13 protein-coding genes, 1 pseudogene and 2 riboswitches are annotated in these 13,804 nt (G+C 64.8%); of the genes and pseudogenes, 7 read left to right on the top strand and 7 right to left on the bottom strand.

The features are described from left to right. Positions 1-80: 80 nt before the first annotated feature. Complete coding sequence (locus tag HWV67_RS04565) at positions 81-1,406, bottom strand: sigma-54 dependent transcriptional regulator (protein ID WP_175650118.1); 1,326 nt, start codon at positions 1,404-1,406, stop codon at positions 81-83. Between the two features lie 325 nt (positions 1,407-1,731). Here HWV67_RS04565 and HWV67_RS04560 point away from each other — a divergent pair, with 325 nt between their 5' ends. Continuing rightward, positions 1,732-1,998 carry a hypothetical protein gene (locus HWV67_RS04560; RefSeq protein ID WP_095153593.1) on the top strand — a complete coding sequence of 89 codons (267 nt, stop codon included), beginning with the start codon at positions 1,732-1,734 and terminating at the stop codon, positions 1,996-1,998. 70 nt (positions 1,999-2,068) lie between these two features. On the opposite strand, the gene HWV67_RS04555 is transcribed toward HWV67_RS04560, so the two are convergent. The 4 genes and pseudogenes from HWV67_RS04555 to cobW all read right to left on the bottom strand — a co-directional run bounded on the left by HWV67_RS04555 (position 2,069) and on the right by cobW (position 8,601). Beyond that, entirely contained in the window at positions 2,069-2,659 is a 591-nt protein-coding gene (locus HWV67_RS04555; protein WP_256680004.1) for a vWA domain-containing protein, read from the bottom strand. 95 nt (positions 2,660-2,754) lie between these two features. Beyond that, positions 2,755-3,765: an ATP-binding protein gene (locus HWV67_RS04550; protein WP_175650117.1), complete on the bottom strand. Its 1,011-nt coding sequence runs from the start codon at positions 3,763-3,765 to the stop codon at positions 2,755-2,757. A gap of 1 nt (position 3,766) precedes the next feature. Next, positions 3,767-7,524 (bottom strand): annotated as a pseudogene (cobN, locus tag HWV67_RS04545) (cobaltochelatase subunit CobN). A gap of 3 nt (positions 7,525-7,527) precedes the next feature. Beyond that, positions 7,528-8,601: a cobalamin biosynthesis protein CobW gene (gene cobW, locus HWV67_RS04540; protein ID WP_175650116.1), complete on the bottom strand. Its 1,074-nt coding sequence runs from the start codon at positions 8,599-8,601 to the stop codon at positions 7,528-7,530. Between the two features lie 96 nt (positions 8,602-8,697). Next, positions 8,698-8,906, bottom strand: a riboswitch (cobalamin riboswitch). Between the two features lie 56 nt (positions 8,907-8,962). Then, positions 8,963-9,149, top strand: a riboswitch (cobalamin riboswitch). 99 nt (positions 9,150-9,248) lie between these two features. Here cobW and HWV67_RS04535 point away from each other — a divergent pair. From HWV67_RS04535 to HWV67_RS04515, 5 genes are all read left to right on the top strand, one after another. Continuing rightward, on the top strand, positions 9,249-9,431 hold the full coding sequence (locus HWV67_RS04535; RefSeq protein WP_110972831.1) for a CbtB domain-containing protein: 183 nt from the start codon (positions 9,249-9,251) through the stop codon (positions 9,429-9,431). 11 nt (positions 9,432-9,442) lie between these two features. Then, entirely contained in the window at positions 9,443-10,135 is a 693-nt protein-coding gene (locus HWV67_RS04530; protein ID WP_175650115.1) for a CbtA family protein, read from the top strand. Then, positions 10,135-10,560: a cobalamin biosynthesis protein gene (locus HWV67_RS04525; protein ID WP_175650114.1), complete on the top strand. Its 426-nt coding sequence runs from the start codon at positions 10,135-10,137 to the stop codon at positions 10,558-10,560. The genes HWV67_RS04530 and HWV67_RS04525 overlap by 1 nt, the downstream gene beginning before the upstream one ends. A gap of 28 nt (positions 10,561-10,588) precedes the next feature. Then, positions 10,589-11,335: a precorrin-4 C(11)-methyltransferase gene (gene cobM, locus HWV67_RS04520; protein WP_175650113.1), complete on the top strand. Its 747-nt coding sequence runs from the start codon at positions 10,589-10,591 to the stop codon at positions 11,333-11,335. 70 nt (positions 11,336-11,405) lie between these two features. Further along, positions 11,406-11,651: a DUF1272 domain-containing protein gene (locus tag HWV67_RS04515; protein ID WP_175650112.1), complete on the top strand. Its 246-nt coding sequence runs from the start codon at positions 11,406-11,408 to the stop codon at positions 11,649-11,651. Between the two features lie 35 nt (positions 11,652-11,686). On the opposite strand, the gene HWV67_RS04510 is transcribed toward HWV67_RS04515, so the two are convergent. Beyond that, positions 11,687-11,983, bottom strand: a complete 297-nt coding sequence (locus tag HWV67_RS04510) for a hypothetical protein (protein WP_371864249.1) — start codon at positions 11,981-11,983, stop codon at positions 11,687-11,689. Positions 11,984-12,152: 169 nt separating this feature from the next. After that, positions 12,153-12,575 (bottom strand): homoprotocatechuate degradation operon regulator HpaR, encoded by a 423-nt coding sequence (gene hpaR / locus HWV67_RS04505; RefSeq protein ID WP_175650111.1) that lies wholly within the window; start codon positions 12,573-12,575, stop codon positions 12,153-12,155. A gap of 378 nt (positions 12,576-12,953) precedes the next feature. Here hpaR and HWV67_RS04500 point away from each other — a divergent pair, with 378 nt between their 5' ends. After that, positions 12,954-13,766: a gamma-glutamyl-gamma-aminobutyrate hydrolase family protein gene (locus HWV67_RS04500; RefSeq protein WP_175650110.1), complete on the top strand. Its 813-nt coding sequence runs from the start codon at positions 12,954-12,956 to the stop codon at positions 13,764-13,766. Positions 13,767-13,804: the final 38 nt, after the last annotated feature.

Here is a 13,804-nt window from a genome sequence, read left to right as displayed (position 1 = left end):
TCACACACAAAAGCCCGTGGCTGCTGTTGCAGTCACGGGCTTTTCTGGTTTCTGGCAGGGAATGAACAGCGGTGCTGGCCTCAGCGAATCTGATGCTTATGCAACAAACGGTAGAACGTCGGCCGCGAAACCCCTAACACCTTCGCTGCGATGCTCAGGTTGTCGCTGTGCCGATTGAGCACATCGCACAGGGCCTGGCGCTCCGCCTGGTGCTTGTAGTCCTCCAGCGTGCCGATAGGCGCGAGCATTGCGGTCTGTTCTTGCAGGCCAAGGTCACCGGGCTCGATCTGCCGCCCCTCGGCCAGCACCAGGCCACGGCGCACACGGTTGGCCAGTTCACGGACATTGCCCGGCCAGTCATGCTTGCCCATGGCGCCAAGGGCGTCCTCGCTGAATGTGCGCGGGCGGCGGCCGGTTTCCTGGCTGTAGAAGCGCGAGAAATGGCTGGCCAGCATCGACAGGTCACCGTGACGGTCACGCAGCGGCGCGGTCACCACCTGCAGCACATTGAGCCGGTAATACAGGTCTTCACGGAACCGGCCACTGACGATGGCGCTTTCCAGGTCCACGTGGGTGGCCGCCAGCACCCGCACATCCACGGCAATCGGCTGGCTGCCGCCAACCCGCTCGATGTGCTTTTCCTGAAGAAAACGCAGCAGGTTGGCCTGTAACTCCAGCGGCAGGTCGCCGATTTCGTCGAGAAACAAGGTGCCGCCATGGGCCGCCTCGATCCGCCCGACCTTGCGTTGGTGCGCGCCAGTGAACGCGCCCTTCTCATGACCAAACAGCTCGGACTGGATCAGGTGCTCGGGAATCGCCCCGCAGTTGATCGCCACGAATGGTTTGTCGTGACGCTGGGACTGGCGATGCAGGGTCCGCGCCACCAGTTCCTTGCCGGTCCCGCTCTCGCCACGAATCAACACCGGCGACTCGGTGGGTGCCAGTTTGCCCAGCAATTTGCGCAGCTCGCGGATCGGTCGGCTATCACCGAGCAGTTCATGCTCCGGCTCATCGACCGGTGCCGGGCCCTTGCCGCGCAGGCGCGCCATGCCGAACGCCCGCCCCAGGGTCACCTGGACCCGGGACACATCGAACGGCAGGGTATGGAAATCGAAGAACCACTCACAAACGAAGTCGCCGATCTTCTGCGCCCGCAGCTCCTGAGGGCTGAGCACGGCGATCCACTCGGCGCCGCTGCGCCCGATCAGGTCCTTGACCGCCTCGGGGTGCTGCAGGTGCGACGCCTGCAAACGCAGGAGCCCGACATCACAGGGATGCTCCAGGGCACTGCTCAACGTGCAGCTATGAACATCCCAGCCAACACTGCGTAATCCGGGCAACAGGCGATGGCAATCATCGCAAGGATCGACCACCAGCAAACGACGGTTCTGTGCGGGTTCGAGCATGACCGTTCCTTGACGCCAATTATTGGAAAAGTGAGTAGAAACAGCATCTTGGCAGACCCGCTTGTAACAGTAGCAATGAACGACTGTTGGCCCACTACCGTCTGTCCGTCGAGCACTGGCGTTATTTTTCACCCGCGGGAATTTTCCTGTTATTTCAACGTCTCAAGCGCCAGGAAAAAAACAATGTGCGAAGCGCGAATAAAAAATTTTCGCGAACGGTGTGACTTCACCTGTTACTTCGGACATCAGTACAAGTAACCTGCCGCTGCGAACAACCGCCGGCAACTTTCATTTTGATGTTTGGGACCATAGAGAGACCGAACCCATGAACGCTCCGCTGCGTGTCAACGAAGCACTGCTGATTGCCGACCACGCCTTCGAACCCTTCCAGTGTGTAGCCTGGGACGCGCCAAACGGTACCGGTGAGCTAAGCCTGGCAGTGATCGACCGGACCAGCACCCGGATTGGCAGCAAACAAGTGTCCAGCAGCACTTACTCCGACCCGGCGCAGTGGGCGCACCTGCTCGAAGAAGTACGCGCCGAGTTGCGTCTGAAAGGCTACGACCTGCAACCCTGGACCATGCCGAAGTAACTTCGGACATTTTCAGGCCAATAAAAAAGTGCACCTCAGGGTGCACTTTTTGTTGTCGCCAAGTTGTACTTTATTGTCGCTGCGACAATGCGCCACAGGCCGCGCTATCCAATTGATCCATATACCAATAATCGGCCTGAAGTTGTTCCGCAAGTCGCCGCGCACGGCCCAGGCGCACCGGCCCACTTTCCATATCGATCAGCACACTGGCACAAGGCAGCGGCGCCAGCGCCGCACTTTTGCTCAGGCGACCGTCGGTCAGCAGCAGGCAGCGCTGTTGCTCACCCGGGAACTGCCGTTGCCGGCGCAATAACCATTGCCGTGCCTCCTCCAGCGCCGCCAGCAACGGCGTACCGCCACCCGCCCCCAACCCCGCCAGCCACGGCTGTAATGCCGCGGAGGCTTTCAGCCCATGGCGCTGCCAGCGTGGCGCAGCGCCGCTGGCCGTGAGCAAGGCCAGGCGGGCACGGGCGCGGTACGCCTGATCGAAGAAGCTCGCCAACAACCCCTTGGCCCGGCTCAGCGCCTGATAACGGCGGGTCGAGGCCGAGGCATCGACAATCACCAGCCATAGCTCGGGACTGGCCGCACTGCGCTGACTCCAGCATAAATCGGCACGCTGCCTTGGCCGGCCCTTGAGCAGGGTCGCCGGCCAGGCCACCTTGCCCTGCCCGGCGCTGCGTCCACGGCCGCGCGGGCCCTGGTCGAGCCGGCCGGCCTTGGGCCTGGCATCCGCGGCGGCGCGGGCGCGGATGCTCAGGGCTTTTTTGGCCAGGCCGGCACCTCGCGCCGGGCACCCACCGCCACCGGCTGCGCCGGCATTTCACCCCACTGGCCGGCGCCTGTCGCGTCTTGTGCCGGGGGTTGCTGGCCGGTTTGCGGTGGTGGCGCCGGAGGCTGGCTGCTGCCGGCCTCCGGCTCGCGACGGCGATGGCGCAAGGCAAACTCGGCTACCGCGTCGATATCCTCGTCTTCAATAGCACTGGCGCCACGCCAGGCGGCATGGGCACGGGCCGCGCGCCACCAGACCAGATCAGCGCGCAGCCCATCCACGGCAGCGGCGAAGCAACGCGCGGTAATCAGCTCCAGCGAACGATCATCCAGCTCGATCGAGGCCAGACGCTGGCGCGCCGCCTGACAGCGCTGGCGCAGTTCGGTCTGGGCCGGCGCCCACTCGGCGCAGAACGCCGCCGGGTCAGTGTCGAAGGCCAGTCGGCGGCGCAGGATCTGCCCACGCGCCTCTGGCAGCGGCTGGCCGTGCAGGACGACATTGAAGCCGAAGCGATCGAGCAATTGCGGACGCAACTCGCCTTCTTCCGGGTTCATCGTGCCAATCAGCACGAAGCGCGCGCTGTGCCGGTGCGACAGGCCATCCCGCTCGATACGGTTGGTGCCGCTGGCGGCGACGTCCAGCAGCAGGTCCACCAGATGGTCCGGCAACAGGTTCACTTCATCGACGTACAACACGCCGCCATCGGCCTTGGCCAGCACGCCGGGGGAAAACTGCACCCGGCCCTGCCCCAGCGCGGCATCCAGATCGAGGGTGCCGACCAGGCGTTCTTCGGTGGCGCCCAGCGGCAACGTGACGAACGGCCCTTCACCGAGCAGGTCCGCCAGGCCACGGGCCAGGGTGCTCTTGGCCATGCCGCGCGGCCCCTCGATCAGCACGCCGCCGATCTTCGGGTCGATGGCCGTCAGGCACAGCGCCAGTTTCAGTTCCTCGGCGCCCACCACGGCGGCCAGGGGAAAGTGCACGGGTTCGGTCATTTCAAGTCTCTTCTTCGCCGTCCAGCAACTGTTCTTCGAGGGCTTCGCGGTATTCACCCGGCTCCTCCCAGAGCCCGCGCTGCTGGGCCTCGATCAGGCGCTCGGTGATATCGCGCAGCGCCTCGGGGTTGTGCTGGCGGATAAATTCGCGGGTCGCGGCGTCGAGCACATAGGCGTCGGCCAGCGATTGGTAATGGTGGTCATCGATCAGGTGCGTGGTGGCGTCGAAGGCGAACAGGTTATCCACCGTCGCCGCCAGTTCGAACGCGCCCTTGTAGCCGTGACGCTTGACCCCGTCGATCCACTTCGGATTCAGCGCTCGGGCACGGATCACCCGGTTCAGTTCTTCCTTGAGGGTGCGAATGCGCGGACGGTCCGGCTGGCTGTGGTCGCCGTGATAGCTGGCCACCGGCGCGCCGCCGAGGCTTTCCACCGCCGCGAGCATGCCGCCCTGGAACTGATAGTGGTCATTGGAATCGAGCAGGTCGTGCTCGTGGTTGTCCTGGTTCTGCAGCACCGCCTGCACCTGGCTCAGGCGCTTGGCGAAATGGCCGCGGGCCTCGGTGCCGTCGTCGGCGCCGCCATAGGCGTAGCCGCCGTGGTTCAGGTAGACCTCGGCAAGGTCCTCGCGGCTGTGCCAGAGGCGTCCGTCAATGGCGTTCTGCACCCCGGCGCCATAGGCCCCGGGCTTGGAGCCGAAGATCCGCCAGCCCGCCTGACGCCGCGCCTGCTCCTCGTCCAGCCCGCTGGCGAGCAATTCGGCGCGCTCGCTGCGCACCCGCGCCGCCAGCGGGTTGAGGTCATCCGGCTCGTCCAGCGCCGCCACCGCCTGTACCGCGGCATCGAACAGCTTGATCAGGTTGCCGAAGGCATCGCGGAAGAACCCCGAAACACGCAGGGTCACGTCCACCCGCGGCCGGTCCAGCAGGCTCACCGGCAGAATCTCGAAGTCATCGACGCGGTGACTGCCAGCGGCCCACACCGGGCGCACGCCCATCAGCCGGGCCCGGCGATATCGTCGCCGCCGGTGCGCATGGTCGCCGTGCCCCACACCGACAGGCCGAGCTGGCGGAGGTGGTCGCCGTGGTCTTGCAGGTGCCGTTCGAGAATCAGGTTGGCCGAGGCAAAACCCAGGCGCCAGGCGGTAGCCGTGGGCAGGTTGCGTACATCGACGGTGTAGAAATTGCGTCCGGTGGGGAGCACGTCCAGGCGCCCACGACTTGGTGCGCCACTCGGCCCGGCGGGGACGAAACGTCCGTCGAGGGCGGTCATTACACCGTGCATTTCGGCTTCGCCGCAGGCATCGAGTTGCGGCGCCACCTGGTCGCGAAGCGCGGCCAGCAAGGTCCGCACCTCGTCCCACTGAGGTTCGGCCGGCACGTCCGGCTCGCCGGCCAGCGTTTGTTCGATCAATTGCGCGCCCAGCCATTCCAGGCGTTCGCGGGTGTCGCCCTGGGTGCGCCACGGCGCTGTGTCGAGCGACGCCAGACGCTTCGGGCGCGGGCCGTCCCACGGCTGGCCAAGGTCGCAGTCCAGCGGATCGAAGCCCAGCGCCAGGGCTCGGGCCAGCACACGCGGCAGGCTGGCATTGGCGCCGCGGCCATCGCCACGGGCGACCCGCAGCAGGGCCTGCAAGGTGTCGATGCGCAGGCGCCCGCCGGGCGATTCGCCGAAGACGTGCAAGCCATCGCGGATCTGCGACTCCTTGAGGTCGCAGAGGTAGGTGTCCAGCCGCGGCAGCCAGACATTGGCGTCATCCAGCGCGCCGTCCAGTTGCAGCTCACGGTCGATATGGTTGTCGCGCACCAGTTGCAGGATCTCTTTCTGCAATTCGATGGCGCGACGCGGGTCCAGCAGTTGCGCTTCGTAGTACTCGTCGGCGAGCAGCTCAAGGTTGCGCAGCGGCCCGTAGGTTTCGGCGCGGGTCAGCGGTGGCATCAGGTGATCGATGATCACCGCCTGGGTGCGCCGCTTGGCCTGGGCGCCCTCGCCCGGGTCGTTGACGATAAAGGGATAGATATTCGGCAGCGGCCCGAGCAGCGCGTCCGGCCAGCATTGTTCGGAAAGGCCGACGCCCTTGCCCGGCAGCCATTCCAGGTTGCCGTGTTTGCCAACGTGGATCAGCGCATCGGCGGCGAAGGCGTGGCGCAGCCAGAAATAGAAGGCCAGGTAGCCGTGGGGCGGCACCAGGTCCGGGTCGTGGTAGACCGCGCTCGGATCAAGCTGGTAGCCCCGCGCCGGCTGAATGCCGACGAAAGTCAGGCCCAGGCGCAAGCCGGCAACCATCATCCGTCCGCCACGGAACATCGGGTCTTGCTGCGGCTCGCCCCAACGCTCGCGCACCGCCTGCTGATTGGCTTCGGGCAGTTGCGCGAACGCCGTCAGATAGTCATCCAGCGCCATGCTTTGCGCGCAGGGGCGTTGGTCGAGGCTGTCGAGGTCGTTGCTGACGCCGCCGAGCAGGTCGTGGATCAACGCGGTGCCGCTGTCCGGCAACTCGCCCACCGGATAATCCTGCTGCTTCAGCGCCCGCAGGATATTCAGCGCTGCCGCCGGGGTGTCGAGGCCGACGCCATTGCCGATACGGCCATCGCGGGTCGGGTAGTTGGCGAGAATCAACGCCACCCGCTTCTGCGGGTTGGGCAGCCGCGCCAGTTCGCACCAGCGCCGCGCCAGTTCGGCGACGAAATCCATGCGCTCGGGATGCGCGCGGTAGCAGACCACATCAGACTGGCTGCGCTCGCTGCGCCAGGCCAGGTCCTTGAAGCTGATGGGCCGGGTGATGATGCGCCCGTCCAGTTCCGGCAAGGCGATGTGCATCGCCAGGTCGCGGGCCCCCAGGCCCTGCTCGCTGGCTTGCCAGCCGGGTTCGTTGTCCTGGGCGCAGATCGCTTGCAGCACCGGGATGTCGCGGCGGAACGGACGCAGGTGCGGCTGTTCCGGACTGGACTGGGCAAAACCGGTGGTATTGAGGATCAGCGCCGCGTCGGTTTCGTCCAGCCAGGCCTCGACCTGGGCCAGGCAACCGGCCTCCTTGAGGCTGGCGACGGCGATCGGCAGCGGATTGAGCCCGGCGCCGATCAAACGCTCGCAGAACACGTCAACGAAGCCGGTGTTGGCCGCCTGCAGGTGCGAGCGATAGAACAGCAGCGACACCACCGGTTGCCCGGCACGCCAGTCGGCCCGCCAATCGGCGAGGTCCGCCTCGGCGTGATCCGGGTGATAAAGGCTGGTACGCGGCAGTTGCCGGGGCTCGTCCCAGGGGTAATCACGGCCCAGCCAGAGACTGGCCAGGCAGTTGAACAAATTCAGGGCATTGGCCTTGCCGCCCTGGCGCAGAAAGTGCCAGAGCCGCTCGGCTTGCTCGCCAGTAACCGTGCCCAGGCTGCTCAGCTCCGGGTCCGGGCGGTCGTCGCCCGGCACCAGAATCAGTTGCACACCGCGCTCGGCCAGAGCCACCAGTTGCTCGACGCCGTAACGCCAATAGCCGATGCCGCCATGCAGCGACACCAGGATGACCTTGGCGTGGCGCAGCACCTGATCGACATAAAGGTCGACCGAGGCGTGGTTCTGCACCTGCATCGGGTTGGCCAAGCGCAGACTGGGGTAGTCGTCCGGCAACTCGCGGGCGGTTTCCGCCAGCAGCGCCAGGTGCGAGTCACCGCTGCAAAGGATCACCAGCTCGGCGGGAGACTGCCCGAGGTCGGCAATGCTGTCGTCCGGCACGAAGCCGCCGGGCTGGGTCCGCAGCAGGTGCATGGATCAGGCGCCCAGGGCCGCGCGCAGACGAGCTTGCAGCGCCTCGGCGTCGAGTTCCTGACCGATCAGCACCAGGCGCGTGACCCGCGCTTCGTCAGTGCGCCAGGCGCGGTCGAAGTGCTTGTCGAAACGCGTGCCAACACCCTGGATCAGCAGGCGCATCGGCTTGCCGGGAATCGCCGCGAAACCCTTGACCCGCAGAATGCCGCTGTCCACCACCAACTGGGTCAGCGCGTCGAGCAGCAAGGCCTCGTCAGCTTCGGGCAGTTCCAGGGAGATGGAGTCGAAGGCGTCGTGGTCGTGATCGTCATGATCATCGCCATCGTCGTCGTGATGGCTGTCGTGGTGCGTGCGGCGGCCGTCGATATGCGCTTCGGACTCGGCGCCCAGGCCCAGCAGGACTTCCAGCGGCAGCACGCCTTTGCTGGCTTCGATCACCTTCACGGCAGGCGGCAGCTCTTCAGCCACTTCGGCGCGCACGGCGGCCAGGGCATCGGCAGCGATCAGGTCGGCCTTGTTGAGGACGACGAGGTCGGCGCTGGCCAGTTGGTCGGCGAACAGTTCGTGCAGCGGGGATTCGTGATCCAGGTTCGGGTCCAGCTTGCGCTGGGCATCGACCTGCTCAGGGAAGGCGGCGAAGGTGCCGGCCGCTACCGCCGGGCTGTCGACCACGGTGATCACCGCGTCAACGGTGCAGGCGTTGCGGATTTCCGGCCATTGGAAGGCTTGCACCAACGGCTTGGGCAGCGCCAGACCGCTGGTTTCGATCAGGATGTGGTCGAGGTCGCCACGGCGGGCGACCAGTTCACGCATGACCGGGAAGAATTCTTCCTGCACGGTGCAGCACAGGCAGCCGTTGGCCAGTTCGTAGACCCGGCCGCTGGCTTCTTCTTCGGTGCAGCCGATGCTGCACTGTTTGAGGATTTCGCCGTCGATGCCCAGCTCGCCGAATTCATTGACGATCACCGCAATGCGGCGGCCCTGGGCGTTGTCCAGCATGTGCCGCAGCAAGGTGGTTTTGCCCGAGCCGAGAAAGCCGGTAACGATGGTGACGGGGAGTTTGGCCAGTGTTTTCATGTCGGATGCCCTTGGCAGGATGGCGGGCATGCGGGACGGGAGCCGCAGGCCTGCAGCCTGGGCGCGTTCGCCACCGGATCACCCCGCCCGGTTGAAAGTCGGAAACTGAACGAGGCAGGTCTCCTGGCTCGCGCTGTGCCCCTCAAGGGCAGCATCGACGCCTTCCCGCCGGTTTGGCAGTGGCTGTGTCGATGAAGGCAGCGCTTACAGTTGCGGGGGCAGCCGCGGCCTGGCCTGAAAAAGGCGCACCGCGTTCCCGTCTTAGCTCCGGCCCTTGCCGGAGAACCTCGAACCGGCAAGGCTACGCAGTGCCCCGAAGCCGGTCAACCGCTGTATTGACGGATGTCAACGCGCGTGATTTCCTAGCGCGATTCGTTTGGGTGCCTTTTTGTTACAAGGTGAAACGGGAAACCGGTAAATTCCGGTGCTGCCCCCGCAACGGTAAGCGAGGAAAGCGTCAAGACCACTGTGCCTGCGGGCATGGGAAGGTGACGCCACGGCGAAATGCCCTCGCAAGCCCGGAGACCGGCCTGAACAACAGCATTGACCAAACCCGCGGTGGGCGGGCGACGTTGCAACCCCTGGGCGATTCCGGCCAGGGGTTCTTCGCGCTTGCCTGTTGCCGACAACACCAAGAGGAAAGCGCCATGCCGATCATCGCCAGTCACGCCATCGTCACTCCGACCACCCTCAGCCAGCGCATCGTCGCTGCCGTCAGCGCTTCGGTGCTGGGCCTGTGCCTGGTCTACTTCGCTGGCTTCTCGCACATCGAAGCGGTGCACAATGCCGCGCACGATACCCGTCACAGCGCCGCTTTCCCTTGCCACTGAGGCCTGCCCCAATGTTCATGCGCATCGCTCGCACTGCAGGCTTCGCCGGCCTGCTGGCCGCACTGCTGCTGACCCTGCTGCAAAGCTTCTGGGTCGCGCCGCTGATTCTCCAGGCGGAAACCTATGAAACCGCGGCCCCGGCCGTCCAGGAGCACGAACACGCCGACGCCGCCGCCGGCGCGGAACATCATCACGACGCCGAAGCCTGGTCGCCGGAAGATGGCTGGCAGCGCGTGCTGTCCACCACGGGCGGCAATCTGGTGGTCGCAGTCGGCTTTGCCCTGCTGCTCGCCGCCATGTACACCCTGCGTCGTCCAGGCCGCGTGACTACCGGCGCGCTGTGGGGCCTCGGTGGTTTCGCCGTGTTCTGCCTGGCGCCGAACCTGGGCCTGCCGCCGGAACTGCCGGGTACCGCCGCCGCCGACCTGGCCCTGCGTCAGTACTGGTGGATTGGCACCGCCGCAGCGACCGCCGTTGGCCTGGCGCTGATGGTGTTCGCCGGTAACTGGCTGCTCAAGGCCATGGGCCTGGTGCTGCTGGTGCTGCCGCATGTGATCGGCGCTCCGCAACCGGAAGTGCACGAAAGCCTGGCACCAGAAGCGCTGGAGTCGCAGTTCATCGTTGCTTCGCTGCTGACCAATGCGGCGTTCTGGGTCGCCCTCGGCCTGATCAGCGCCTGGCTGTATCGCCGCCAGGCTGCCTGATGCCCTTCCCGCCCGGCGCAACCCCGCTGTTCGCCGGGCTGGGCTGCCGCCGCGGCAGTCCGGCCGATAATCTGGCCGGGCTGCTACGGCGGACCTTGCAAGCCCATGACCTCCCTCTCGAAGCCCTCGCCGGCCTTGCCAGCATCGACCTCAAGTACGACGAACCCGGCTTGCTGCAACTGGCCGCGCACCTCGACCTGCCGCTGACCTTCTTCAGTGCCGCGCAACTGGCGCCCTTCGCCACCCGCCTCAGCCACCGCTCGCCGGTCGCCTTTCGCCACAGCGGCTGCCATGGCGTGGCCGAGAGCTGTGCCCTGGCGCTGGCCGAGCAAGTCAGCGGACAGCCCGCGCAACTGCGGGTCACCCGCATCGTCCACGACGACATGACCCTGGCATTGGCCTGGGCGCCGTCGTTTGGCGGATAATCCGCCCCCTCTCGTTCAAGGATTTGCCATGACCGTCTATTTCATCGGCGCCGGCCCCGGCGACCCGGAGCTGATCACCGTCAAGGGCCAGCGCCTGATCCGCCAGTGCCCGGTCATCATCTACGCCGGTTCCCTGGTCCCCGCCGCGGTGCTCGAAGGGCACCAGGCCGAGACCGTCATCAACAGCGCCGAGCTGCACCTGGAGCAGATCATCGCGGCGATCAGCGCCGCCCATGCCAAGGGCCAGGACGTGGCCCGGGTGCACAGTGGCGACCCCGCCCTGTACGGCGCCATCGGCGAGCAGATTCGTCATCTGCGTGAACTGGGCATTCCTTACCAGATCATCCCCGGCGTGACCGCCACCGCTGCCAGCGCCGCCCTGCTCGGCTGCGAGCTGACGCTGCCGGACATCGCCCAGAGCGTGATCCTCACCCGCTTCGCCGACAGCTCGCCCATGCCCGAAGGCGAAGCCCTCGCCAGCCTGGCCAGCCACAAGACAACCATGGCGATTCACCTCGGGGTGCGGCATCTGCCAAAGATCGTCGAGCAACTGCGCCCGCATTACGGCGGCGACTGCCCGATCGCCGTGGTCCACCGTGCCACCTGGCCGGATCAGGACTGGGTGTTGAGCACGCTGGACGACATCGTCGAGCAGACGGCACTTAAAGGTTTCCGCCGCACGGCGCTGATTCTGGTGGGCCGGGTGTTGGCCAGCGACAGTTTCAGTGAGTCCGCGCTGTACCGGGCGGGCCACGCGCATCTCTACCGTCCCTGAGCGCGCTATTGCATTGCCATCAGCGTTGCTTCAATTTAACGCTTCGGCATACCTCAAAGGACTACCTTCAATGCTTGAACTGCGCCCCTGCTGTGAATGCTGCTCCACCGATCTGCCAGGCGACAGCCGCGATGCCCTGATCTGTTCGTTCGAATGCACCTATTGCCGCAGCTGTGCGGAAGGTCAGTTGAAGGGCAAGTGCCCGAACTGCGGCGGCGAGTTGCAGCCAAGGCCTGCCAGGGTGGGCGAGAAGCTGGCGCGCAATCCGGCAACGACAGTGCGCACGGTGAAAGCCGAGGGTTGCCCGACTCATTGAAGAAAGGGCCTGCAATGCAGGCCCTTTTTTTATGGCTAATGCGGCTGCAGCTTGTTCTTGATCAGCCCGACGATAAACGTCAGCACCGCCCCACCAGCCCCGCCGCCCACCACGCTGCTGATGATCGCGGGCAAATCCAGGGTGCCTGCCGCGCCAGCCTGGGCCAGGCTCTGATCGCCGGTGAATGACGCCAGGATCTGTCCCAGCACCACGCCACCCACCCCGCCAAGAATCGAATTGAGCAGCGGCCCCATGCCTTGTTTGCTCATGCCCGCCGCGTTGCCGCCTACCACACCGCTGATGATCTGAATGATCAGACTGATGATATCCATCGCCATAGCCTCTCTTAAGCGCCTGAAATGACGACTCGCGAGCAGGTTACTTCGGATACAGCCACTACCACCGGCGTTGAGACGTCGTGGTCCGACCAACGACGGCAAGCTGTTGCGGATAACCGACAGTATATGTAGGACTTTTCAGTTGCGCGAACAGCCAGGCCCCTCAGGGTTTGACGTTCTTCAGCTCGTTGAGCAACCCCAGCAGCGTTTGCAGCTTGGCGTCGCCGAACTGTTCGAGAATGCGCTGGTAGTTGCGCTCCATGTCTTCGCTCATGTCCACGAAGCACTGCTGGCCTTGCTCGGTGAGGCTGACGAAGACCCGGCGCTGGTCCTGCACGGATTTCTTGCGCCGCACCAGGCCGTCGCGCTCAAGGCGGCTCAGCACGCCGGTCATGCTCGGTTTGAGAATGCAGGCCTGTTCGGCCAGTTGATGGCTTTCCAGCTCGCCTTGCTGGCGCAGGATGCGGATCACCCGCCACTGCTGCTCGGTAAGGCCGTGTTCGTTGAGCGACGGGCGGAAGAAGGCCATGGTGGCTTCGCGGGCTTGCAACAGCGTGAGGGTCAGGGACGGTCTTGGAGTAGGCATTGGCAGGCTGATATCAACGGAGGTTCTGAAGCTTAAGAGCGGGGCTTTCGGGCCGCAAGGCCCGTAATGGCCACGGTGCGGACAGCGGTGAAAGACTCGTCAAATATAATGAACTGCCGTGTCCGCTAAAAATCACATTTACCTGAGGTCAATCAGAGAGTTAAACGATAAATCAAAGGTCTTACGTTAAAAAATATGCACACGGAACGGTTAATCCGCTTGATATATTTAACGGCTCTGGCAAGCTATGCGGCAGGTTTCGACCGGGAATCGACGTTCGCGTGCACACCCGGCAGTGCTCGAAACCTCGGGTAGCGCCCTGCAGCAATCGGCGCGCCTGCACAACAATGACAGGCCGCGCCTGTCCCAAGGTGACATATGCCCAACAGCAACATTGGCAATAAGAATCAAAAAGCCCGCAAACCTGTCGTCCTGATGACCATGGGCTCTCAAGAGCGCAAGGGTCACGACTATCAAGTGATGACCCACAAGTACATCGTGCCGCTGGTCGAACACGCTGACTGCGTCCCCCTCCTGGTTCCGACCTGCTGCGGCACCGAAGACCTCGAACAGTATCTGGACATGGCTGACGGTGTGTACCTGACCGGCGCCGGCAGCAATATCGACCCGGCCCTCTACGGCCAGGAAAACCAGACTCCAGGCAAGGGTCAGGACCGCAACCGCGACCTCTTCGACCTGCCGCTGGTGCAATTGGCTATCGCGCGTGGCCTGCCGATCTTCGGTATCTGCCGCGGCATGCAGGAAATCAACGTGGCGCTGGGTGGCGACATCTACCAGAAGGTCTACGCCGAGCCTGGCTTCAACGATCACCGGGAAAACCCGGAAGATCCGGTGGAGGTGCAGTACAGCGCGGTGCACAGCGTGCGCATCGAGCCAGGAAGCTGGCTGCAGGAACTGCTGCAAAGCGACGAGATTCGCGTCAACTCGCTGCATGGCCAAGGCCTGAAAACCCTGGGTGAAGGCGTTGAGCCGCTGGCCCGTGCCGAAGACGGCCTGGTCGAGGCGATCCATGCGCCAAGCCTGTCGCCATTCCTGTTCGCGGTGCAGTGGCACCCGGAATGGCAAGCCGCGAAGAACCCTGATTCGGTCAGGATGTTCGAAGCGTTCGGCAATGCCTGCCGTACTCAGGCGACCAAACGGCAGCAGAGCAAGACTCAAAGCATTGCTTGAGAAAAAACACGCAAGACGATGATTTAATTGGTTTTTTG

This window comes from Pseudomonas sp. Marseille-P9899 (genome assembly GCF_903166565.1).
Lineage (GTDB): Bacteria > Pseudomonadota > Gammaproteobacteria > Pseudomonadales > Pseudomonadaceae > Aquipseudomonas > Aquipseudomonas huaxiensis.
Note: the sequence above shows the minus strand (reverse complement) of the source record. Positions and strands in the feature narration are given on the sequence as shown.

Excerpts from the sequence above, each read along its gene's own strand:
- hpaR (WP_175650111.1), bottom strand. The coding sequence starts at position 12,575 with ATGCCTACTCCAAGACCGTCCCTGACCCTCACGCTGTTGCAAGCCCGC.
- HWV67_RS04560 (WP_095153593.1), top strand. The coding sequence starts at position 1,732 with ATGAACGCTCCGCTGCGTGTCAACGAAGCACTGCTGATTGCCGACCAC.
- HWV67_RS04510 (WP_371864249.1), bottom strand. The coding sequence starts at position 11,983 with ATGGATATCATCAGTCTGATCATTCAGATCATCAGCGGTGTGGTAGGC.
- HWV67_RS04550 (WP_175650117.1), bottom strand. The coding sequence starts at position 3,765 with ATGACCGAACCCGTGCACTTTCCCCTGGCCGCCGTGGTGGGCGCCGAG.
- HWV67_RS04565 (WP_175650118.1), bottom strand. The coding sequence starts at position 1,406 with ATGCTCGAACCCGCACAGAACCGTCGTTTGCTGGTGGTCGATCCTTGC.
- HWV67_RS04500 (WP_175650110.1), top strand. The coding sequence starts at position 12,954 with ATGCCCAACAGCAACATTGGCAATAAGAATCAAAAAGCCCGCAAACCT.
- HWV67_RS04530 (WP_175650115.1), top strand. The coding sequence starts at position 9,443 with ATGTTCATGCGCATCGCTCGCACTGCAGGCTTCGCCGGCCTGCTGGCC.
- cobM (WP_175650113.1), top strand. The coding sequence starts at position 10,589 with ATGACCGTCTATTTCATCGGCGCCGGCCCCGGCGACCCGGAGCTGATC.
- HWV67_RS04525 (WP_175650114.1), top strand. The coding sequence starts at position 10,135 with ATGCCCTTCCCGCCCGGCGCAACCCCGCTGTTCGCCGGGCTGGGCTGC.
- cobW (WP_175650116.1), bottom strand. The coding sequence starts at position 8,601 with ATGAAAACACTGGCCAAACTCCCCGTCACCATCGTTACCGGCTTTCTC.
- HWV67_RS04515 (WP_175650112.1), top strand. The coding sequence starts at position 11,406 with ATGCTTGAACTGCGCCCCTGCTGTGAATGCTGCTCCACCGATCTGCCA.
- HWV67_RS04535 (WP_110972831.1), top strand. The coding sequence starts at position 9,249 with ATGCCGATCATCGCCAGTCACGCCATCGTCACTCCGACCACCCTCAGC.